The 21,179-nt window shown below is 61.8% G+C and carries 16 protein-coding genes and 1 pseudogene; 7 read left to right on the top strand and 10 right to left on the bottom strand.

Annotation, left to right across the window (positions count from 1 at the left end; all coding sequences use genetic code 11):
- Nucleotides 1–447 precede the first annotated feature (447 nt).
- The 7 genes from E3N94_RS04490 to E3N94_RS04460 form a co-directional block, all read right to left on the bottom strand.
- Entirely contained in the window at nt 448–1,404 is a 957-nt protein-coding gene (locus E3N94_RS04490; protein WP_134343076.1) for an ROK family protein, read from the bottom strand.
- Nucleotides 1,405–1,489: 85 nt separating this feature from the next.
- A complete protein-coding gene (locus E3N94_RS04485; protein WP_241987066.1) occupies nt 1,490–3,970 on the bottom strand; it encodes a glycoside hydrolase family 2 protein in 2,481 nt (826 codons plus the stop codon).
- On the bottom strand, nt 3,967–4,902 hold the full coding sequence (locus tag E3N94_RS04480) for a carbohydrate ABC transporter permease (RefSeq protein ID WP_134343075.1): 936 nt from the start codon (nt 4,900–4,902) through the stop codon (nt 3,967–3,969). Before E3N94_RS04480 ends, E3N94_RS04485 begins: the two co-directional genes overlap by 4 nt.
- On the bottom strand, nt 4,899–5,834 hold the full coding sequence (locus E3N94_RS04475) for a sugar ABC transporter permease (RefSeq protein WP_134343074.1): 936 nt from the start codon (nt 5,832–5,834) through the stop codon (nt 4,899–4,901). The genes E3N94_RS04480 and E3N94_RS04475 overlap by 4 nt, the downstream gene beginning before the upstream one ends.
- 88 nt (nt 5,835–5,922) lie before the next feature.
- On the bottom strand, nt 5,923–7,242 hold the full coding sequence (locus E3N94_RS04470) for an ABC transporter substrate-binding protein (RefSeq protein ID WP_241976919.1): 1,320 nt from the start codon (nt 7,240–7,242) through the stop codon (nt 5,923–5,925).
- Between the two features lie 83 nt (nt 7,243–7,325).
- On the bottom strand, nt 7,326–10,310 hold the full coding sequence (locus tag E3N94_RS04465; RefSeq protein ID WP_134569885.1) for a carbohydrate binding domain-containing protein: 2,985 nt from the start codon (nt 10,308–10,310) through the stop codon (nt 7,326–7,328).
- Nucleotides 10,311–10,484: 174 nt separating this feature from the next.
- Nucleotides 10,485–11,348: a substrate-binding domain-containing protein gene (locus E3N94_RS04460; RefSeq protein ID WP_134343072.1), complete on the bottom strand. Its 864-nt coding sequence runs from the start codon at nt 11,346–11,348 to the stop codon at nt 10,485–10,487.
- Between the two features lie 109 nt (nt 11,349–11,457).
- On the opposite strand from E3N94_RS04460, the gene E3N94_RS04455 reads away from it, so the two are divergent.
- The 5 genes and pseudogenes from E3N94_RS04455 (at nt 11,458) to E3N94_RS17090 (ending at nt 17,120) form a co-directional block, all read left to right on the top strand.
- Nucleotides 11,458–12,747 (top strand): ROK family protein, encoded by a 1,290-nt coding sequence (locus tag E3N94_RS04455; protein WP_198411498.1) that lies wholly within the window; start codon nt 11,458–11,460, stop codon nt 12,745–12,747.
- Nucleotides 12,740–14,281, top strand: coding sequence for a carboxylesterase family protein (locus E3N94_RS04450; RefSeq protein ID WP_166790061.1), 1,542 nt, complete (start codon nt 12,740–12,742; stop codon nt 14,279–14,281). The genes E3N94_RS04455 and E3N94_RS04450 overlap by 8 nt, the downstream gene beginning before the upstream one ends.
- 95 nt (nt 14,282–14,376) lie before the next feature.
- Complete coding sequence (gene manA, locus E3N94_RS04445; RefSeq protein ID WP_166785895.1) at nt 14,377–15,549, top strand: mannose-6-phosphate isomerase, class I; 1,173 nt, start codon at nt 14,377–14,379, stop codon at nt 15,547–15,549.
- A 696-nt stretch (nt 15,550–16,245) separates the two neighbouring features.
- Nucleotides 16,246–16,632: pseudogene (locus E3N94_RS17095) on the top strand (SDR family oxidoreductase); the annotation flags it as partial.
- A 236-nt stretch (nt 16,633–16,868) separates the two neighbouring features.
- Entirely contained in the window at nt 16,869–17,120 is a 252-nt protein-coding gene (locus E3N94_RS17090) for an SDR family oxidoreductase (RefSeq protein WP_241977403.1), read from the top strand.
- A gap of 32 nt (nt 17,121–17,152) precedes the next feature.
- On the opposite strand, the gene E3N94_RS04435 is transcribed toward E3N94_RS17090, so the two are convergent.
- On the bottom strand, nt 17,153–18,031 hold the full coding sequence (locus E3N94_RS04435) for an alpha/beta hydrolase (protein ID WP_134569883.1): 879 nt from the start codon (nt 18,029–18,031) through the stop codon (nt 17,153–17,155).
- A gap of 220 nt (nt 18,032–18,251) precedes the next feature.
- Between E3N94_RS04435 and E3N94_RS04430 the strand changes: the two genes are divergently transcribed.
- Both E3N94_RS04430 and E3N94_RS04425 read left to right on the top strand, forming a co-directional pair.
- Nucleotides 18,252–19,466, top strand: coding sequence for an MFS transporter (locus E3N94_RS04430; RefSeq protein ID WP_134343068.1), 1,215 nt, complete (start codon nt 18,252–18,254; stop codon nt 19,464–19,466).
- A 91-nt stretch (nt 19,467–19,557) separates the two neighbouring features.
- Nucleotides 19,558–19,986 carry a GNAT family N-acetyltransferase gene (locus tag E3N94_RS04425; protein WP_134343067.1) on the top strand — a complete coding sequence of 143 codons (429 nt, stop codon included), beginning with the start codon at nt 19,558–19,560 and terminating at the stop codon, nt 19,984–19,986.
- Nucleotides 19,987–20,055: 69 nt separating this feature from the next.
- On the opposite strand, the gene E3N94_RS04420 is transcribed toward E3N94_RS04425, so the two are convergent.
- Complete coding sequence (locus E3N94_RS04420) at nt 20,056–20,349, bottom strand: CPBP family intramembrane glutamic endopeptidase (protein ID WP_166784743.1); 294 nt, start codon at nt 20,347–20,349, stop codon at nt 20,056–20,058.
- A 551-nt stretch (nt 20,350–20,900) separates the two neighbouring features.
- Nucleotides 20,901–21,107 carry a hypothetical protein gene (locus E3N94_RS04415; RefSeq protein WP_134569882.1) on the bottom strand — a complete coding sequence of 69 codons (207 nt, stop codon included), beginning with the start codon at nt 21,105–21,107 and terminating at the stop codon, nt 20,901–20,903.
- Nucleotides 21,108–21,179 lie beyond the last annotated feature (72 nt).

The following is a 21,179-nucleotide window of genomic DNA, read 5'->3' as shown; positions in this document are numbered from 1 at the left end:
GCGTGTACTCCTTCGGAAAAGACTTGATCGGTCTTTCCAAGAATCACGCGGTGGCCGCCTTACATCGGTGCAACACGCCCATCAGGGCCGGGTGTTACACCACGCTATTGGACGCAACCAATACAGTCGGACGTAGATGTTGTTGGCGGCGATGTTCGCAATGATGGTGGCCGCCCCGACGGCGGCCGGCAGGATCAGCGCGTCTGGTGCCTTCTGGTCAACTAGGGCGTCGACGACTGCCGCCGTTACAAGAGGAAGGAGCCACAGAGGGCTTTCTTTCACAACAAAGGCTGACGCTGCGACCATTATGCGTCCGGCCGCCGGACGCAGGGCCGAGCGAAGGAGCTGGTCGGGTCGGATCTCACAAAAGGGTGCCATGGTGCTCCGCATGTTGTTGGTGACCGGTCGTGGGATGTCAGAACCTACCCAGGGATGGATGGCGGAGAGTCAGAGGGTTGAGGCTAGCGTGACCTCGCCAGGGTGACCGATCAAATGTGGTCGGTGGATGAGGGCCGCAGCGCCGATCAGGGGGCCGTCGCTGCCTAAGCCTGACGAGAGGATCGCGACGTCGCGGGAGTAGTCGAACACCGCATGGTCGCGCGCCGATCCGCGGACTATGTCCAGGTAGGAGGGGGACACATGGGAGAACCCTCCGCCAATTGCCACTGCCTCAAGGTCAAGGAGTGTGGCGACGTTCGCAATAGCGCGTCCCACGGCTGCTGCCGAACGCTGAACCGCGGCGATAGCAATGGCGTCGCCGGCGCCTGCTGAACGTCCAAGGTCCTCACCGGTCTGCCCTGACCACCCGTGCCTCCTAGCCCAGTCAACGCTTCTGAGTCCGGAGGCGATCCCTTCGAGTGTTCCGCCGTCCGAGGTCCCGTCGTCCGAGCGGTCAAGGTGAATCTGCCCGATGTGGCCAGCGTTGCCGGAGCGGCCGAAGACTATCCGGCCGTCCAACATGATGCCGCCGCCGACACCGGTCGACACAACAATGCTCATGGACGATGAGGTCCCGCGGGTCGCACCAATCCAGTGTTCGGCGAGGGCGAGGCACGTGCCGTCGAGGCGCAACTCGACAGGACGGTCGGGGACGAGGTCTTCGACGAACGAGCGGACTGGGAAGCCGCGGAGAAGAGGCAGGTTTTTCGGAAGGATCATTCCTGCGGCGAGATCGACGGGGCCTGCGGATCCGATCCCGACACCGACGATCACCGTGCCGCCCGACTTCGCAGTGGAGGCCATCACGCAGCCCTCTAGTGCAAGGCCGAGGCCGTGTGAATCCATATCCCGGCCGGTCGGGACGCGGTGCCTGCTCTGGGCGACGATGTGTCCGTCATCGTCGACAAGAGCAGTCTCGATCTTGGTCCCGCCGATATCGATTGCAAGCGCGAGTGAGTTGGGCATTGGTGTTCCTTAGGTTTGTAACGCATCCGGGCACACGAGGCCCGGCGGATGGGGGCATCCGTCAGGCCTCGTGTGTGACGGTGAACTAAGCCCAGTCCGCCACGAGCTGGTTGGCGGTGCGAAGTACCCGGTCTGACACCAGTTGGCGAAAATCGATTGGGCGGTCAGTAGTGACATGTAAGGTGACGGACTCGCCCGGGAGCAGGGTGACGAGCTGATCGTCTACGACTGCCTGGGGGTCGACCTTGTCGATCAGCAGAGTGATGTCGCGGACGAGGTTGTCCACTGTCACCGTGACGTCCACACCTCCGTCGACCGTCTTGACTGTGGTCGACAGGCGGGCGGCTTCGAGGGCGGAGTCGCGATACTCGGCGAAGAACCAGAATGCACGCGTGTCACCGAAGTCGACGACCAACAGCTCATCGTTAACGTCTCCAGGTGTGCCGGTCTCCTCATCGATCGCGATCGTCGCTGCGGAACGCGCGTCGACGTGCACGTCCTGCCGGTTCTCGGCAAGGACGGTCCCGTCGAACCGTAGGCGACGGATCACGTACTCACCATCCCAGTCCTCGGCGCTGTCGTTGACGGCGACGGTTGCGAGAGAGTCTGCGCGTGGCTGGACGGTCAGAAGGCGGTCCTGGTAGACGTGCTTGAGCGCGTAGAGCAGCGGTTTGGCGACACCGTAACCGTCGATGGCGGCCCAGGACGTGACCGGCCAGCAGTCGTTGAGCTGCCACACGATAGAGCCCATGCACCGAGGACTCTCTGATCGCATGTGCTCGATTGCGAGGGTGACTGCGAGCGCCTGGTTGAGGGACATGGCCCAGTGCCAGTCCTCGGTGTTGTCCGGAAGGGGTAGGTGCGCGACGAGGCCGTCGGTGAGCTTGTCGTTGCCGTCCGTCGCCTTTTGGTGATGGATCATGCCGGGCGACTCCGGGGTGAGGGGGTTGTCAGAAATCGACCGTTGGATGCTCGACCAGGATGCCGGGCCTTGCCAGCCGAACTCAGCGACGAATCGGGAGTGGATGTCGCGGTAGGCCGGGTAGTCAACTCTGTTCCACAGCTCCCACAGGTGCACTGATCCGTGGTTGTAGTCGTTGGCAAAAATTTCCGGGTCGCCCGACCAGGGGCTTCCAGGCGTGTAGGCGCGGCCGGGGTCGAGTTCGGAGACGAGGCGGGGGAGGAGGTCGAGGTAGTACCCCAGCCCCCAGGTGCGTCCCTGCAGGCGCTTGGCCCATCCCCATTCCTCGTAGCCCCAGATGTTCTCGTTGTTGCCGTTCCAGAGAGCCAGGCTCGCGTGTGGCATGATCCGAGTCACGTTGTCGCGGACTTCAGCTTCGACCTCGCTCCACAGCGGCTCCTCCTCGGCGTAAGAGGCGCAGGCAAACAGGAAGTCCTGCCAGACCAGGATGCCGCGCTCGTCGCAAAGTTCGTAGAAGTCGTCGGACTCGAAGTAGCCGCCACCCCAGATGCGCAGCAGGTTCATGTTGGCGAATTCCGCCTGGTCCATTCGCCGTGCCAGGCGGGCGCGGTCGACGCGGGTGATGAAGGCGTCGTCCGGGATCCAGTTCGCGCCTCGGATCCATACCGGTTCGCCGTTCACGACAAATCGGAAGGAGGAACCTTCAGCGTCTGGCTCAAGTTGCACTTCGATGGTGCGGAAGCCGATCCGGGTGGTCCAGGTGTCGACGGAGGCGCCGCTCACGCTCGCGTCCACGGCGAGGTCATACAGGGGCTGGTCTCCGAATCCGCGTGGCCACCACAGATCAACGTTGGCGATGGCAATCTCGACTGTTGCTGTCGTGCTGCCAGCGGGGATGGTGGCTGAGGACCTCTCCCCGGCGATGCTTGCCGTGAGGACGACTGGTTCGTCGGAGGTGCGGTCGATGGCCACGTTCACGCTGACTCGCCCGGTTGACTCGTCGACGACCACCACGGGTCGCACCGTCGCCAACCGTGCGGTGCTCCAGGCGTGCAGAGATACGGGCTTCCAGATGCCGACGGATGCCGCATCCAATCCCCAGTCCCAGCCGAAGTTACAGGCGGCCTTGCGGATGGCGTTGAAGGGGTGGGTGTAGGTGTGCGGCCGGTAGCCGATTTCGAGGCTGGCCCGGTCGGCTTCAGCAACGGGGGAGGCGAAGAACACGGAAAGCTCGTTCGGTCCATCGATGAGAAGTTCATCAATCGCGAGGCGGTAGGTGCGGTGCTGGTTGCGGGTGGTAGCGATCTGATGACCGTTGAGGGTTACCGTGGCGATAGTGTCCAGTCCCTCGAAGACCAACTCGTGGCGGTCGTGCCCGTCGGCAGTCCACTCGAATGTTGTGGTGTATTCCCAGTCGCTTTCGCCGATCCAGGTCACCTTCTTCTCGTTCTGATCGAGGTAGGGGTCGGGGATCAGGTTCGCGGCAAGCAGATCGGTGTGTACCAGTCCTGGGACAGTTGCGGGGAATGACTTTCTGGCTACCGAGGAAGGGATGGGGCCGCGCTGCGCGCGGACGCTCCAGCCGTCGTGCAGGGGGCGCACGGCCGCGCTTATGAGAGTCGGATCGGTGATGGTGTCGGTCACTTTGTTGCTCCTGAGGTGAGTCCGTTGTAGATGAAACGCTGAAGGAAGAGAAAGGCGATGAGCGTGGGAACGATGACGAGGATGGTTCCGGCGGCGATGACTTCCCACTGCGCCCCGAATGGGCCCATGAATCGGAAGAGGGACGTGGAAATCACGCCAAGATCCCGTGAGGGCATATAGAGGAAGGGGATGTAGAACTCGTTGTAGACGGCAATGCCCTTGATAATCACGACCGTGGCAACGGCGGGTCTTAGCAGCGGCAGGATGATTTTCCAGTACACGGTGAATCGACTGGCACCGTCGAGCGTGGCGGCCTCATCGAGGGAGATCGGGATCGACTGCATGAACTGCAGGAAAATGTAGATCGCGACGATATCAGTGCCGGTGAACAGAAGGATGGCCGACCATCGGGTGTTGAAAAGATCGAGGGCGTTGATGACCTGGAAGGTCGCCACCTGGGTGGTAACGGACGGGACGAGGGTCGCGAGCAGAAACAGTGCGGTGACCAGGGACCGGCCGCGGAATCGGAACCGGTCGATAGCGTACGCAGCCATGGTACCGATGAGCACAGTGCCAGTGATCGAGATCACGAGGATGATTGCCGTGTTCACGAATCCGGTGATCATGTCGCCCTGGGTGAAGGCGATGACGAAGTTGTCGAAGTTGAACCAGTTGCTCGGGGGAACGAGGGGACCCGTGCTCCGATACTCCGCAGACGTCTTGAAGGCGAGCATGAATATCGTCACGATCGGAATTAGCGCGAACAGGCAGGCGATGACCAGGGACGCGTACTTGCCAAGCCGGCCGAAAAATCCACCTGCACGGCGTCGCCGACGGGGGCTCTTCGTACCCGAACTCCCAGACGCTGCGATTGCGTGGTCCGTCACGGGCAGTCCCGTGGCGTCCACTGGGCTGGGCTGGGTGCTGGTCATTCCTGGCCCGCTTTCTCGTCGGGGAAGACGCGTCGTTGCACTGCGGTAATGATGAGGACAATTGCGAGGAGGACAACAGCCATCGCCGAGGCGAGACCTACCTTGGAGTAGCGGAATGCGGTGTCGACGGTTTGGATGACGAACGTCTCAGAACCGTTGGCACCGCCGGTCATGATGTAGGGCATTTCGAACGCCGAGAGGGCACCCGCGATGGCGAGAATGAACGACAGGCCCAGGATGCGCCGGATGCTCGGCACGATGATGTACCGGAACTTGTCCCAAGAGTTCGCCCCGTCCAGATCAGCCGCTTCGTACTGCTCCGCAGGAACGGATTGGATGGCGCCGAGGAAAAGTACGAAGTTCAACCCCATGTATCGCCACACTGAGGTCGCAGCCAGCGACGTGTTGACAACCGACGGATCGCCAAGCCACTGCGGGGTGTTCTGCACGCCGAAAGCGCCGAGGACGGCGTCAAGCGTCCCGTCAGGACGGAAAAAGTACAGAAACATCAGCCCGATCGCGACACCGTTGATCAGGTATGGGAAGAAGATAACGCCCTTAAAGAAGTTACGGAACCGTGTCTGAAAGCTCAGCAGGGCCGCGAAGAACAGCGCTAAGCCGAGTTGGGCGATGGCGCCGGCAAGGTAGAAGAGGCTGACCAAGAAGACGCGGAAGATCTCCGGTTCAGTGAAGATTTTGATGTAGTTGTCGAGCCCGACCAAGCTTTTCTCTGGATCAAGGCCGTCCCAGTCAGTGACGCTGTACCAGAACATATTCGCGACGGGGATGTAGGTGAGAACGATGAGGAACGCAAGCGGGACTGCCAGGAACAGCCACGGCGTGATCCGTCGGCCGGCCAGCCGCTGTTTGCGTTCCGGCCGGATCCGTTTGCTGGCTCCCACCTCGAGGGAAGGAGTGTCGGTGATCGACATGTCGATCCTTTCGGCATCTTCGGGGGATGCGGTTGAAGGTGGGAGGAAACGGGCGGCCCGCTGCTAGGCGGACCGCCCGTCGAGTCGTTTATTCGACGACGGCGGCGCGGGCGGTAGCCCAGCGCTCGTTCAAGTCATCGAATAGTGACTTCTTGTCGCCGTCTCCCGCGCCGCGGGCGGCGTCAATGAGCCCCTGGCGGTAGGAGTTGCCGAAGAGGTCGATCTCGGCCTCGTTGGCGATATCGGTGATGACGGCCTCTTTGCCGACCGGGTCCGGAGCGAGCTCGAGGTACTCAACGCCGATCTCGGTGAAGTCGGAGAGGGTATCGGGAGCAGCGGCGTCGATGACGGGGCTGATCGCGCCCTGGCTCGCGGCGAATCCGGACTCATCTGTGAACCAGTCGACCCAGGCACGGGCAGTGGCCTTGTTCTCGGAGTTCTTGTTGATCGCGAGGAATTTGTCGGACGCGGTCACCGAGGTGAACGTGCCGTCCTGCGCCCAGGGCATCGGCCAGAAGCCAATGAGGTCGCGCGATTCGCCGGCCTTTTCTGCCGCATCCTGCATCTGCGCGACGGCCCACGAACCAAGAACCATCGAACCGATCTTGCCGGTGGCGAGGAGGTCTTTGGATTCCTCCCAGTTGGTAGTGGTGGGGTCATCCTCGCTGAGGCCAGCCGCGACCGTGTCAAAGAGCAGACCGTCGATGTTGAACTGGTCGTTACCTTCCGTCCAGGGGGCATCGTCAGCGATCATCTGGCTGCGCACGTCGGCGCCCTGAACGGTTCCGAGATTGCCCTCGATCGTGGCCAGTGGCCAGCCGTCCTTGTAGTTGGTGTAGTAAGGAGTGACGCCGTTGTCCTTGATTTTCTTCAGAGCCGCCAGGTATTCGGCCTCCGTCGTTGGGGGACTTGTTATGCCAGCATCTGCCCAGACATCGCGGTTAAAAACGTAGCCCATCGCTGAGCCGAAGGTGGAGATGCCGTAGGCGGTGCCGTCGAAGGAGCCTTCGTTGGTGAAGCGGTACTTCTTTGCCAGGTCTTCAGTCGAGCCGAGAGGCTCAAAGTAGTTCGCGAACTTGTCTTTGGTGACGTTTGAGCTGGGGATGAGCAGAACGTCGCCGAAATCCTTGGAGTTGAGGCGGATCTTCGTGTCGCCCTCGTAATCGGTGAGAGCCTCGAACTTCACCGTGGTACCCGGATACTTCTTCTCGAAGGTCTCGGCATAGTCGGCGAAGGTGGTGTCAACGAGGTCGGTGCGGTTGGTGAGCACGGTGATCTCGCCGGCCGGTTCTCCAGAGTCGTTGGCTGCGGAGTTGCCGGTGCATCCGGTAAGGGCAAGTGCGGCCGTCACAGCGATGGCCGTAGCGCCCATCAGTGCGTTTCGTCGGGTGTGTGGCGTGTGTTGCACGATGATTCTCCTTGGTTGGCCGTCGCCGTCATCGGCGCCGGGGCGTTCGGATTGATGTACAGAGGGGTAGAAGCAGGTTGGTGTTAGTGGGCGACCACGACGGTGGTGATGTCGTCGATAGTCATGGTTCCCGTGCCAGTCCCGTTGATATACAGCGCGAACTGGGTGACGGAGGTGAGGTCAAGATCGGCCTGTGGTGCCCACGACGGTGGCGCGAAGTCAGTGAAGGGGATATTGACTGTCTGTGGTCCGTTAGTCAGTGGCGTCACAGACGCTTCCCAGTAGGCGCCGTTCGCGACGAACTGCACTGAGAGGGAGTTGCTGACGTCGGCATCGATGTTCAGGGTTAGACCGGAGTATCCCCACCAGTTTTGTGCGCCGCTAAAGGTCTTTACAGTGCCGGCGTAGCCCGCGGTACCCAGATCGTAATCGAACTGAGCAGCCCTGGTGCCGTTGGCGTCGTTCGCGGTGAGCGAGAGGTTGATTGCGCCGCCACCAGAATTTCGGACGTAAGCGGCCTGCAGGTCCGAATCAGCTGCGTAGTCGTCGAAGTCGTCGACAACTGTGGGTTCAGTGGGTAGGGCTGCGGTAAAGAAGTCGCGCCGTTCTGACGCTGTCGATCCGGCGCCATTCACCGCGGTCACCTGCCATGAGTAGGTGGTCTCCGGGTCCAGCTCGAGAGCCGGCCGATATCCCGTCGCGGTTAAGCCGGTTGCGGACGTAACGGGCGTACCGGGGGCGTTTGTCTTCCAGAGCTCGAACCGGTAGTAGGCGGCGGAGACGGCGGATTCCCAAGAGAAGGCTGGTGTGGCGGTGACCGATGCCGCGGCGGCTGCGGGAGTTCCGAGCTCCACCGCTCCGGGTGCAGTCAGTGGTGCTGCGTTGGGAGAGTAGATACTGACCGAGCCAATCTGGGGGGTCCAGATTTCGCCCGCGAACTGGGGCCAGGAAACTCGGAGATGGTTGACGCCCGTCAAGTCCTCGACACTGTAGGTGTAGGGCTTCCAATTTCCAACACCGGCGCGCGTCTGCGTTTGCAGAGTTGTCCAGGTAGACCCATCGGCGGAGCCCTCGACCGTGAGCGCGGCCACGGCTTGGTCGGGCCAATACCACGCGTCGATGTCGGCGCCGCTGATGTCATCAAACGCCCAGGAGAGACTTGCCAGGTTACTGCTGTCGCGTTTCACCCGTGAGGTATCGCCGCCGAATGATGTCGGGTTGCTGCTGTCGAACGAGAGGTTCCCGTTGTGTTGCGCAGTCTTCGAGAAGTCGTTCAGGGGGTCGAACAATGCGATAGTCACTGCTGCGCTAGTGATGGTGGCGCGTTCAACCTTGCCGTTGCCCTTCCAGCTCAGGCGAACGGCGTCTCCGGAGAGACCGTTCGCGATCACGAAGCGGTGCCCTGCTCGCACCACGTTTTTGGTAGGAACGTCAGTCCAGTTGACTCCATCGACGCTCGTGGACACGACGACAGATTTAGAATCGGTGACCTTGAACGTCGCGCTGAGGAGACCATCGCTCTCCCAGGTGATGCTGGCGGTGCCGCCCTTTGTGCCTGCGGCAACGCCGCCGGCAGGTGTGGCGAGGATGTCGGTCCCGTCGTGTGTGGAAGTAAGTGACCAGCTTTCAAGCGGGTCGACGAGGACAGCTCCTTCATTGGGTGCCGCGACCGCGTCGGAGGCAGTCCGGCGTCGGTCATTGGCGTCGACCGGGATCACCCGGTAGGCGGCACCATCCGGAGATTCGTAATCGGTGACGGGTGACGCTGAGGCGGACACCGGCCCGTCAGTCACGTCGGCCCATTTTCCCCCGTCGGTTGAACGCTGCACGATGTATCCGGCAGCACCCGCTGTCCCGCGCCAGGCGACCACGTTGATACCGTAATTCTGATCGATTGTGGTTATGAGAGGAATGCCGACTTTGAGACGACCCGGCTCGCTTCCTGTCGCGGCGCTGTAGTGCTGGATGGCGGCGACGTTTTCTTTCGCCCGCTCCAAGTCTCCCGGATAGTGAAGGGTGAATCCGTCGTCGTGCTGGACCTGGCCGCCGCGGTCGTTGTTGCCGAAGAGCGACCAAAAGAACATGCCAGAGACGTTCGGATCGGCGGCCGCGGCATCCAGGAGTTCTCCGGTGGCGGCCGTGGAGGCGTACTCGCCCGCGATGTAAATCTTGCCGGCGGCAGCAACGACTGCGGCGTCGGCGGAGACACGCTCGGCCGTTGGAGGGTAGTAGTGAACGTCAACGATGTCGAGGTCGGGGGCCGCGAGGGTGTCCGGGTCAATGTCGAAGCGGCGACCCGCTGCGACGAGCTGCTGCGGAGCCCGATCCTTAATATGGGCGACCTGGCTGTTGATCCAATCGAGGGTCATTCCCTCGAGTTCGTTGCCGAGCTCCCAGGCCATGATCGTCGGGTCGTCAACGAAGCGTGTACCGGTGATCGAGTTGGTGTGCGTCAGGATGTGGTCTACGTAGTCCTGGTAGGCGGCGATGGCGGATGGGTCAGAGTAGAACTGGTCTGCGTTAAGCCCGAGCGGAGTTGTGAAATCGCGGTGGCCTCCGTGGTAATACTCCCACTCGTCGGTCAGAGGTAGCACCAAGCGGATGCCCAGTGTTCCGGCGTAGGCCACGGCAAAGTCAATGGTGCGGAAGGCCTCATCGTTGTACTGACCGAGTTTAGGCATGAGCGCCAGCGGATCTGCATTGTCCTGACTGGTGGACGTGGTCATGTGCGAACGCACCACGGTGATGCCCATCACAGCGGCGGTATCCAGTGCGTCCTTGATCCGGAAGAACGTCGGGTAGTCGACTCCGCCGACGTTTTCATCGAGACCGAGCCAGTAGATGTTGGTTCCGCTAGCGCGGAATTGCTCGCCATCGAGGGTCAGAGAGCTTCCATCGCGTTGCACGAAGGCCTTGTTTTCGTTCTTCCAGTCGGACCCCTTCTCGGTGGCGCCGGCGGGAGCGGCTACGACGAGGGACGCGGCGGTAATCGCAACGAGAGCTAGTCCCGCAATGGATGAGCGATGTTGCTGCCGCGGTGACGCGGACTGGTGGGTGGCAGATTTCATGTTTTGCCAGGGCTCCTTCGACCGGGGACGTATCTGTTGCCGAGCGGTCCGAGCGAGTGCACGGTGCTGTGGCGTAACCCATGGTCGCGGATTGGTTAGCAGGAGTCAAGAACATATATAAATTACTTATGTAATACTTTTTGAGGAGGTATCTTCATGCAAGAGATTCGACGGCTAGCTCGAAACGTTCAATATCGGCGCCCCGGTCGATTCGCGGGCGACGACTACCACCGGGGGACTCGCGATGGATTGCCCCGAGACCGAGACAATCTCTTCGAGCAGTCCCTGACCGGCGAGCATTCCGATGACCTGGACATCATGCGATACCGCCGACAGCGAGGGCTCGCTCAGTTGGCATTGCGCGGAGTCGTCCCAGGCAAGCAGGGAAAGGGCACCTGGAACCGAGATCCCCAGCTCTTGCGCCGAGTCCAGCGCACCGAGCGCCATCAGATCATTGTCAAGGATGGCGGCAGTCGGTGGCTTCTTGTGCCTGATCAGGGCGCTGATGCAGCGCCCGCCGGATTCGCGGGAGTAGTCACCGTTTTGCTCGATCGGTTCGATACCAAGACGTGCGCATTCGTTGAGGAAGACGTCGCGCCGGATTTGGCTATGCAGCAGATTGGCGGGGCCGCCGACGTGAGCAATCCGGATATGGCCGAGTCCGGCAAGATATTCGACGGCATCGCGCATGGCCATATCGTCATTGGTCCATACGGCTCGAAAGCCCGGAGCTGCCGTGGGCGGGCCAACGACAATCGCGGGCAAGCCAAGCGAGTGGACCAGCTGGGGTCGAGGGTCGTTGACAGTGAGGTCGACAAGAATGACGCCGCTCACTTCGCCGTCGGCGCTCCATCGGCGGTACGCCTTCGCCTCCGCTTCCGTATCTGGAAGCACATTCAAGAGAACCGAATATCCTGCAGGTCGCACGGCCCGCTCCACGCCCGCAATGAACTCATGGAAATACGGCTCTGCGCCCATGATCTCCGTCGCCCGAACGAGGGCGAGGCCGATCGGGCGCAGCAAGGGGAAATCGCTCACGGGGTCCTACTTTCGGTTAGACATCTCCAGCGTAGGTGCCTCATGCACTCATGCCGCCGCAGCAGCAGTCGGCAGAATGGTGACACACCGGTTGCCAGAGGACAGACCGGTGCGCCTGCTGCTTTACCGTACGCTAGCGAGCAGATCGAGAGGAGAAACGATGGCTCGTCCTGAGGCCACAGCGGCGGCGCCGGGCAGCCGGGCCCTAGTTGTCGACTTGATCCGCTCCTCCGGTCCGATTAGTCGTGTCGAATTGACTGCGGCGACCGGGTTGACGCAGCCGGCGATCTCTCTGATCGTGCGCAAATTACTGACCGACGGAATAGTCCGTTTAACTGGATCCACCGCAACCGGCGGTAAGCCGCGCCAGATGCTCGAGATCAACGCCCGTGCTCGCATCGCGGTCGGCATTCAGCTCGCTTTCGAGGCCATTACCCTCGTGGCCACCGACACCGCGGGTGGCGTCATCGCACGCCAGCAGATCGACGGTGCGGCACTGGACCCGCCAGAGGAGGTCACTCGCCGCATCGTTCGCGGGTACGAAAACTTTGTACGCGGGAGCGGGCTGGACCGAACCACGATTGCCGGCGCCGCCGTCGTCGCCCCGGGGCCGATCGACCAGAAAGCAGGACGAGTGCTTGGCCCTCCGACGCTCCAACATTGGCGGGACTTCCCGCTGCGCGAGGAAATCGGCTCCGGGATCGGTGTCCCCTTACTCGTCGAGAACGACGCCGCTGCGGCGGGGATAGGCGAGTTTTGGAGCCGCGGCGTCTCCCGGCACGAGACTTTCGGCAGCATATACATCGGGTCGGGAATTGGTGCCGGGGTCGTGCTCGACGGGGCGTTGTACCGGGGTGCAAGCTCCAACGCGGTTGAGATCGGTCACGTAACGGTCGTTCCCGGCGGTCGCGAGTGCTTCTGTGGCAACATCGGCTGCCTGGAACGCTACGCCGCCCCATCGGCCGTGGTCAAGGAAGCAGCGGAGAATAAGCATGCATTCGACGACCTGGACCTCACCTTCGAAATCGAACGGAATGCCCGCGAGTTCGACGTCATAGGACTCGCCGCCATCAACGGACACGCTGCAGCCGGCAAACTCCTACAACGATCCGCGGCGTACCTGGCCGAGGGCGCCGTGACTCTGGCGAATCTATTCGATCTCGACGCCCTCATATTGACTGGACCCGGCGTCGCCATCGCCGGGTCCATTTACACCCGCGTCATCAGAGCCCGGCTCGAGTCGCAGAGATTCGCCCGCCGCGCACATCCCATCAGCGTCGAACTCTCTGCAAATCCGCGCGACGCGGCCGCCATCGGCGCGTCTTCATTGGTCCTGCAAAGCACGCTGTCGCCCGGACACGGACCAGTCCTCCATCAATCAGCCATCGACCGTGGCTGACTCCACAGCTTCGCTAGTCCACACACCAGACGGTATTCTCCGCGGCCGCGTCGTCACCACGCCCGACGGTGTAGCGGCTGCGTTTCGCGGTATCCCGTACCGCGTGGCAACCCAACGGTTCCGACCCGGACGTCTCGTCGAACCGTGGAAAGGCACTCGAGACGCCATACAAGCCGGACCAGCTTCGCCCCAGCACGTCGACGACCCTGGCGGGCTACTCATCAATGAGCGCGACTGCCTGAACCTGAACGTCTGGACGCCTGATCCGTCGGCGCACAAACTGCCTGTGTTCGTCTGGATACACGGTGGCCTGCACATCTCCGGGTCTAACGCCGACCCACTTCGCGACGGTGTACGCCTTGCTGCGTCTGGCGGAATCGTCGTCGTCTCAATCAACTATCGCCTCGGCGCCCTGGGATACCTCACTCTCGACCACCTGCTCGGTCCGGACTACAGCCAATCCGGCAACCTCGCGCTGGTCGACATCATCTCCGCGCTCGAATGGGTGCGCGACAGCATCGCCCAATTCGGCGGTGATCCCCTTAACGTCACCGTCGCCGGCCAGTCCGCGGGGGCGACCATGGTCGCCACCCTTCTCGCATCACCACGCGCGGCAGGGCTGATGCGCCGCGCCATCGTCCAAAGCGGAGATCCCGAACGGGTGGGCTCACGTGCCTACGGAGAGGCCGTAACCGACGAACTGCTCGATCTGCTCCACCTCGGCGGCGATCCCGCCGGCATCATCGACCTGCCGTGGTCCACTATTATCCGCGCGCAACAACACCTGCTTGCAAAGCACTCCGCCGGGCGACCCCAACCTGTTCCGGTCTTTCGCCCATCGATTGATGGGCGTCTGCTGCTGAGCAACCCTGTGGCCGCTGTCGCTGGGGGAGCGTCGGCGGCCATTGACCTGATCGTGGGAACGAACCTGAACGAGGCAAGCGGGCACGTGGATCTGCGTGAACGCGGCACACACCCGTCACAAGCAGTCCTAGATGGCTCCCTCAGCACACTGCTGTCCAAAGAACCACTCGGAGAAAGATCCCTCAGCCGATTCGAGGCTTACAGGGATGCCTTTCAACTCGACACCGGCCGCGGCGCAACACCCGCTGAACTACTCGAAGCCTGCCTTACGGACACCACATACCGCCAACCTAGCCAGCGCCTTCTTGACGCGCGTACACAGGCGACTGGCTCGACGAGGTCATATCTCTTCGTTTGGGAACAACAGGACGCAACGTGGGCTAGAGGGGCCGGGCATTCCCTCGAATTGCCCTTTCTTTTCCGCCACGTCGATGACTCGCAACGGGCCCGCGCTGAAGCGGGGCTCAACGCCCCATACTCCCTGCGCGACGTCATTAGCCAATATTGGGTCGCTTTTGCAACGACAGGTGCTCTCGACTACTGGCCAGAATACGAGCCCAACCGCCGAAGCACACTAATTCTTGACAGCCCCACCCGGCTGGCAGACGCCCCGCGTGACAATATTCGCCGACTGGCCGATGAATCGCACATGACCAAATCCCCCAGTTGAGCGCTCCGTAATCTAACGCATCGCAGATGAGCGTCCGCTTCCCTTCGCCATCCTCTCGAGTTCTCCTGGTACAACTACCGTCCCTTGGAGTCACCATGTTCAACCGAATTACCGCTACGCCGAAGACCTACGCTTGGGGGTCCACCACGGCTCTTCCGCAGCTTCTCGGCGTCGCGCCCGACGGGTCACCGCAGGCGGAGCTCTGGATGGGGGCCCACCCGGACAGCACCACCTACATCCTTGATCCTCATGCCGGCCAGCCGGCCACGCTGAACGAGTGGATCGCAACACAACCGGAGGCAGCGCTGGGCGAACGGACCCGGCTGCCGTTCCTGTTCAAAATTCTCGCCGCCGCAAAGCCGCTCTCCCTGCAGGCACACCCGTCCCTCGAACGCGCCCGAGAGGGCTACGTCGAAGAGAATCGACGAGGGGCACCGAGAGACGCCCCAGATCGCAACTACAAAGATGAATGGCACAAGCCTGAGCTCATCGTGGCCTTAGCCGATGGGTTTCAAGCACTCTGCGGATTCCGCGCTATTGACCAGTCTCTGAAGCTCCTACAACACCTTGCAGCCCCCGCAGACGCGAGGCCGTCAATCCTCATTGAGGGGTTCCGGGACCAGCTCGAAAACGTCGGGATCGAACCGACGGTCAGGGCTGTCCTCACACGTCAGCCCGCTACTCTAGTAAGGGCGCTCGTCGGCGCCTCACGATCGAACGATAGCCAGGTCTGGGCAGCCGAGGCCCAGCTATTGCTAAGCCTCGACAAGTGCTACCCCGGGGACCAAGGGATCGCGATCGCGGCCCTACTCAATTTCGTGAGCCTTCGAAAAAACGAGGCACTCTTCCTGCCCGCTGGAAACATCCACGCCCACGTTGCAGGCCTGGGCGTTGAGATTATGGCCGCCAGCGATAACGTCGTTCGGGGTGGGCTCACGAGCAAGAACATCGATGTCCCAGAGCTCTTGCGGGTGCTGGATTTCCGGCCTACACGCGTCCCGTACGTTAAGCCGGTTACCCGTGTCGACGGCTTCGTGGAGTACCACGTACCCGTTTCCGACTTCCAACTCATGAGGGCCGATGCCGGCACAACGGTCAACTTCATCCCGAACGAATCTGCCGTGGTCTTCGCGACTACTGGATCCACGACCGTCACCCAAGGCAGCAACGTTTGGGTGCTAAAGCAGGGAGAAGCCGCATACATCGCACCAGGTACAGTGCCGTTCTTGCTCAAATCAGAAGGGGACACTTTCATCGCGACAAGCTGAGCTATCGCGCCACGAAGCAGATAGGCCCGAAAATGAACACGACCCTGCGCAGCATCACCCACAATGATCGTCAACCGACCCGTTGACGATAATTACCAGGTCATGATCAGCGTGACCCGGGATATAGAAACCTAGCCGCGCTAGCCGGCCAGCGCCGAATAAAAAGTTTGGTCAGGTATCTGAACTTTATGCCTAACGCTAAGAGCTCGTTGTTGACTCGCTGGGGTCAGGGCCAATCGGACGTCGACCGCGTCGTCTTCGGGGTGGGCCGAGTCGTAATCGTCGTGCTTAGCCATGAGCTGCCGCCTCCGCTGCAGTGGTGTCATCCGGCGCTGGGATCGGCGCTGGCGTGGGGTTTGGTGTCCTGGTCGGGGTGCGGTTGATGATGGTGGTGAGGGTATCATCGCGGAACCAGCGGCCAGTGTTGACCATGATGGGTCGGCATTTGGAGCTAAAGACGATGGCGCGCCATTCGAGGAGGGAGCCGAGGGTGGCGATGTTGAGGGTGCTGACCTTGCGTTGGCGGGCAAACAGGACGATCCCATTGCTGACGAGGCCGGGGGAGAGCTAGTTTCAACTGCATGTGCGGCAGATACGTGGTTTTGTAGGGCATGACGCCCAGTAGTGAGTCCGCGCGTCAGCGGGCCAGCATCTCTTCTTCTTGCTGTTTTTCACTACACATATTGGAGTCTCCACATGCCGTTTCCCTCATTGCCCGTCCTCCGCAAGACCGCACTCGTGACGGGCGTAACGCGTCGCAAGGGCATCGGATTTGCCGTGGCCCATCACTTCGCCGAACTCGGCGCTAACGTTTTCATTCAGCACTATTCGCCCCACGACGACGAACAGCCCTGGGGAAGCGACGACCTCGGCGAGGTCCTAGTAGGCATCACATCAGCGCAGATTGCAGACGCAGTCTTCGGTGACGTAAGCCTCGACTTGGCCGTGCCGGATTCAGCCAGCCTGCTTATGGAGGCTGCCTGCGGGCTCACCGGGGGAGTCGACATCCTCGTCTGTAACCACGCCCGCAGCGGGAGCGATGGCTCCATCTTCGACATGACCCCGGAGCTGCTCGATGGTCACTGGCAGGTCAACACCCGCTCCACGCTTCTGCTGACAAGAGCGTTCGCTGAGCAGTTCTCCGGTCACAGAGACACCGCACCAAGACGTCCGGGAGAACGACCCGAGCACGCCGTCCCGGTCGACGAATTCGCGACTGGTCGAGTCATCTGGATGACGTCGGGTCAGCTCCACGGCGCGATGCAGGGCGAGGTTACCTATGCGGCAAGCAAGGCAGCCCGGGCTGGGGTCACACCAACGTGGCCAGCGAACTCTTGGCGCGGGGCATCATTCTCACCACCATCAACCCCGGACCCGTCAATACGGGATATCTGGATCCGGAAACGACGGATCGCCCGCTTGAGGAGATTCAAGAATTCGTGCGGAACACTCCGTTCGGACGTTTCGGGTTTCCCGCCGACCCCGCGCGTTTGATCGGATGGCTCTCCACTGATGAAGGCCGATGGATCGTCGGGCAGGTCCTGACGACAGACGGTGGCTTCGGACTCTAGCCAGTTCTCGGTCGGGAACCTTTTCCGGGCAATCAGCCACTCGTCGTAGCCGATTTGGACGACTGCTTGAGGAACGCGTCGATCGCTCCCCGGAAGGCAGCCGGCTGTTCGACCCACGGGTAGTGACCGCTCCCTTCGATGACCACGCATTCACCTGTGGGAAAGAGGCGTGCCAGTGCGGCCACCGGCGCTAATCCGATGAGGCAGTCCTCGGCTCCGGCAATCACCAACACGGGGGCCAACACCTGCCTCAGCCGCACCGTGAGGTCGCGCGGTGGGGCGATACTGAAATACGCCTTCGTGGCGGGCAGGCTCCATCGCCCGATGGTCGCATGGGATCGCTCTGTTGCGCCCCAGTTGGAGTATCCGGCCGGCGCCGTTTCCTGTTGCCAGGCGTTGAACCCGTCATCGTCAACCGTCTGGGGCCCCGCTTCCAAAGCTGCGAAAGCGGCTTCGAAAACCAAATCTCCGCGCCGCTTCTCGCTCAGCGTATGGGCATCGGATGGCTCATCGACGAGATAAGCCGCCGGAGGAGTGATCAGCACCAATCTGGCAACGCGGAGCGCGAATTGGGCCGCGTAGGCGATGGCCATTCTCGTTCCCGCTGAGTGAGCCACCAGGACGACGCGATCGAGGCCGAGATGGACACGCAGGTGCTCGATGTCGTCGGCTTGAGACCAGAACGACCCCAGCTCTTCTTGGTCCGGCGCGGCCGTGCGTCCGACACCTCGCAGATGGGGCACGATGAGCCGGTGCCGATCGCTGAGCCCGGCCAGATCACCAAGGTAGCTGGGGTGGCGGGCAGCTCCTCCGGCAAGGAGAATAACCGGGCATTCGTCGCCGTCACTGCCCTTGCGGCGCACGTCATCGTAGTGAAGTGCTGACCCGTCGGAGCTTTCGCAGCTTGGCATCACTCGACGGTACACGGCACACATAAGGGAACGTCTGCGCGACATCTCCGCTGGCCAGCCGGGTCGGTCAGTGTTGGTGGGCGGACGTTGGTCTGGCCACCCGTCCGCTATCGTTGCGGCATGCTCCCTATCTGTGATTGAAGACCGGGCTGACTTCTTCAGCTAGCAGGTCCTCATTCACTGCGCGCAAAAGCCGCGCCATTTCTCTCGGAGCTTAACCATGCCCGCAACGACTCTGTTCGCGACCTACGCGGATGTTCTCAGACTCAAACACGTCCCCTTTGTTTTCTCGAGCGCCCTGACCGGACGTTTCGCTTATCCTCTCGTTGGTCTGCCTCTCCTCTTCGCTATTGAACAAGCGACTCAGTCCTTTTCCGCTGCCGGTATCGCGGTCGGCGCCTACGGGGCTGGTGCCGGTTTCCTCGCACCAGCCAGAGCCCGCCTCCTCGATCGATTTGGTCGCCGCCTTGTCCTCCTCCTGCTCAGCAGCGTTTTCGGGTTGAGCTTGGTCGCTCTCGCACTGCTCACGAGCTCGGGCGCACCAGTCTGGTTATGCGTGACGGTGGCCGGCCTCCTCGGCGCGTTTGCTCCACCGCTAGGCCCGACAATGCGGGTCGCCTGGGCATCGTTGACCCCGACTCCAGTTCTCCTGAAAAAGGCTTTGAGTCTGGACGCAGTCCTCGAGGAGTTGCTCTACCTTGTCGGCCCCGCCTTGTCCGGCCTGCTCTTGGTCATCATCGAGCCGAGTACCGCCCTACTCATCCCTGCCGCACTGATTCTGGTCGGGACAGCACTGATGATGTCTTCCCCCGCGATGGCCGCGACCCCGGTCGACGCGTCACGCAGGGACGCAGCCAGCGCTGCGCCCCTGCTCACAGAACCGCGATTCATCGCGCTGCTCCTGCCGGTGCTGGCAGTCGGCCTCGTGGTCGGCACCATCTACGTTGCGGTCCCGGCCATGATTGCCACCCTCGGTAATGCCGCAGCGGTGGGGGTTGTCCTCGCCCTGTTCGCGGCCGGCAGCGCCGTTGGAGGCCTTGCCTATGGCGCTATTCACATCACGGTGTCCTCGCAGCGCCAACTCGTGATCCTGGCGATATTGTTCATCATGGCCTCTGCCGGTGCTGGCCTCGCAACGTCGACGATCTCCCTGGGACTGGTCATTTCGGCCGCTGGACTTTTCCTTTCCCCGGTCATGATCGTGGCGTATTTTGCAGCCAACGATTTTGGTGGGACGACCCGACAGACCGAGTCAACAACGTGGGTGAACACCGCTCACAACGTCGGTGCTGCGGCCGGGAGCGCGCTCAGCGGCTTCCTCGTCGAGAGCTGGAACGTGAGTTCAACTTTCCTCACCACAGCTGCGGCAGCCGCCGTCTTCGTCGCTCTCAGCGCCGGCATCTCCGCGAGACTCTGGCGACGACCCTCCGCCTAATTGAATGATTGCAGGAACGACGGGCGGGCATACTCCTTGCATTACGGCGATTGGTCGGGCGCAGTCCGCCCAAGACCGATTAGATGGGCGGATGGATTCGAACTATAGGTTCTCAGCCGACGTTGCCGATATAGACCGTGACCAAGTGCACCGCTGGATCAGCGAACAGTCCTATTGTGCGCCAAGGAGGTCACGTGCCCGGCAGGATGCAGCCATAGACGGCTCACGAAACTTCGGCGTCTACGACACCGAATCGAACAAGCAAGTCGCCTACGCGCGGGTCATCACGGATGGAGTGACTTTTGCATGGCTTTGCGATGTGTTCGTCGACCCCCAGGTTCGAGGCCGCGGCATTGGCGCTGTCCTCATCAAGGGAGTCTTGGAAGAGTTCGAGCCGCTTGGTCTGCGGCGCATCGCTCTCTCGACCAACGATGCGCACGGGTTGTATTCCAAATCAGGGTTCACCGCTTTGGGTATCCCCGAGACATGGATGGAACGAATCGGCAACCCAAGCGCTTAGTCATCAGCAGGCTTCGGGTCAAGAACACACCTATTCCCGCCTTTCAGGTTGGGTGTCAGGAGGGAACGCTCAGTGCGTCATTTCGGGTACCCGGTTAGACGTTGCTTCGCCAGCTCGTGGCATGATGCCGAAGGAGCCCTGAACGATGATGACGGCCGCAATCTCGACAAGAAGCCCGTTGCCTTGTCGGTCTCCTCCAAGGTGCATGATCGCGAAAGCAAACGATGCCAGAACGACGCCGCCCCAGCGTCCGAGAAGCGCTTCCGCCCGTGTCTGCAACCAGTACCGGTAAAACAGTTCCTCGCCCACGCCAGCGGTAAGCGCGGTCAGCGTTGCGCCAACGATTAGGTAGCCCAGGTCCACGCCTTGAAAAGTAGGGACCGCTATCCAGGGGCTCGCTTGCGAGAGGATTGTCCAGACCACAATGAGAACAATCGGCGCCCACCACTGCCAGGCCATACGGGGGCGGGCAATCTTGATATTGCGTCAAGATCTCCACACCAATGCTGCGGGTATCCCGTCCAGAATGACTACTTTGGCTGGAAAGTACCAGGCCGAGTCGTCAATTTCCGTGATGCTAGTGACCAGGGGAAAGAGGACCGCGCATACCAGGAGCGCCATGCCGCTGCGTCGAATCGCACGGGCATTAGAAACCGTAGGTTCGAGCGCTGGAGCGCTCCACGGCAGTGCACGTGTCAAGGCAATTGCGACCAAGGGAGGCACGAGCACGACCCACAGAGGGGTGATCGGTGACCCGGGATCCGAGGATTGACGAATCCCGTCGGTTGAGAGAGTCAGTAAAACGATCAGTGCAAGCACGCCCAGCGCCCCGGCTGACCAGATGAGGACTCGACCGAGCTTGGTGACAGTCCGTCGATCGCTCCCCGGAGGCGCTGTCGGCAGAGTCACGGCTTCTACTGCTGCCCGGATGTGGCGTTCGCGTGCACGTCGACCAATGGGCTCAATGTCGGTCGCTTCTTCGGCCAGAGGGTATACCCGAGGGCCCACAACACTTCGATCGCAACGACCAGGAGAAAAATGCTGTTGAGGTCGTTGAGCGCGCTGGTTCTGGTCTCGTTATCGACGACCACGGTCAACAGCCAAATGGTCCCCAGAGCCACGGCCACAGCCAACGCTGTGCGCGCGACGTCTTTCCAACACTCGACCGCATAACCCCCCCCCCCCGTAGAGCT

It is taken from the genome of Cryobacterium sp. Sr3 (assembly GCF_004402835.1).
Lineage (GTDB): Bacteria > Actinomycetota > Actinomycetes > Actinomycetales > Microbacteriaceae > Cryobacterium > Cryobacterium sandaracinum.
This window is presented reverse-complemented; position numbering and strand designations above follow the sequence as displayed.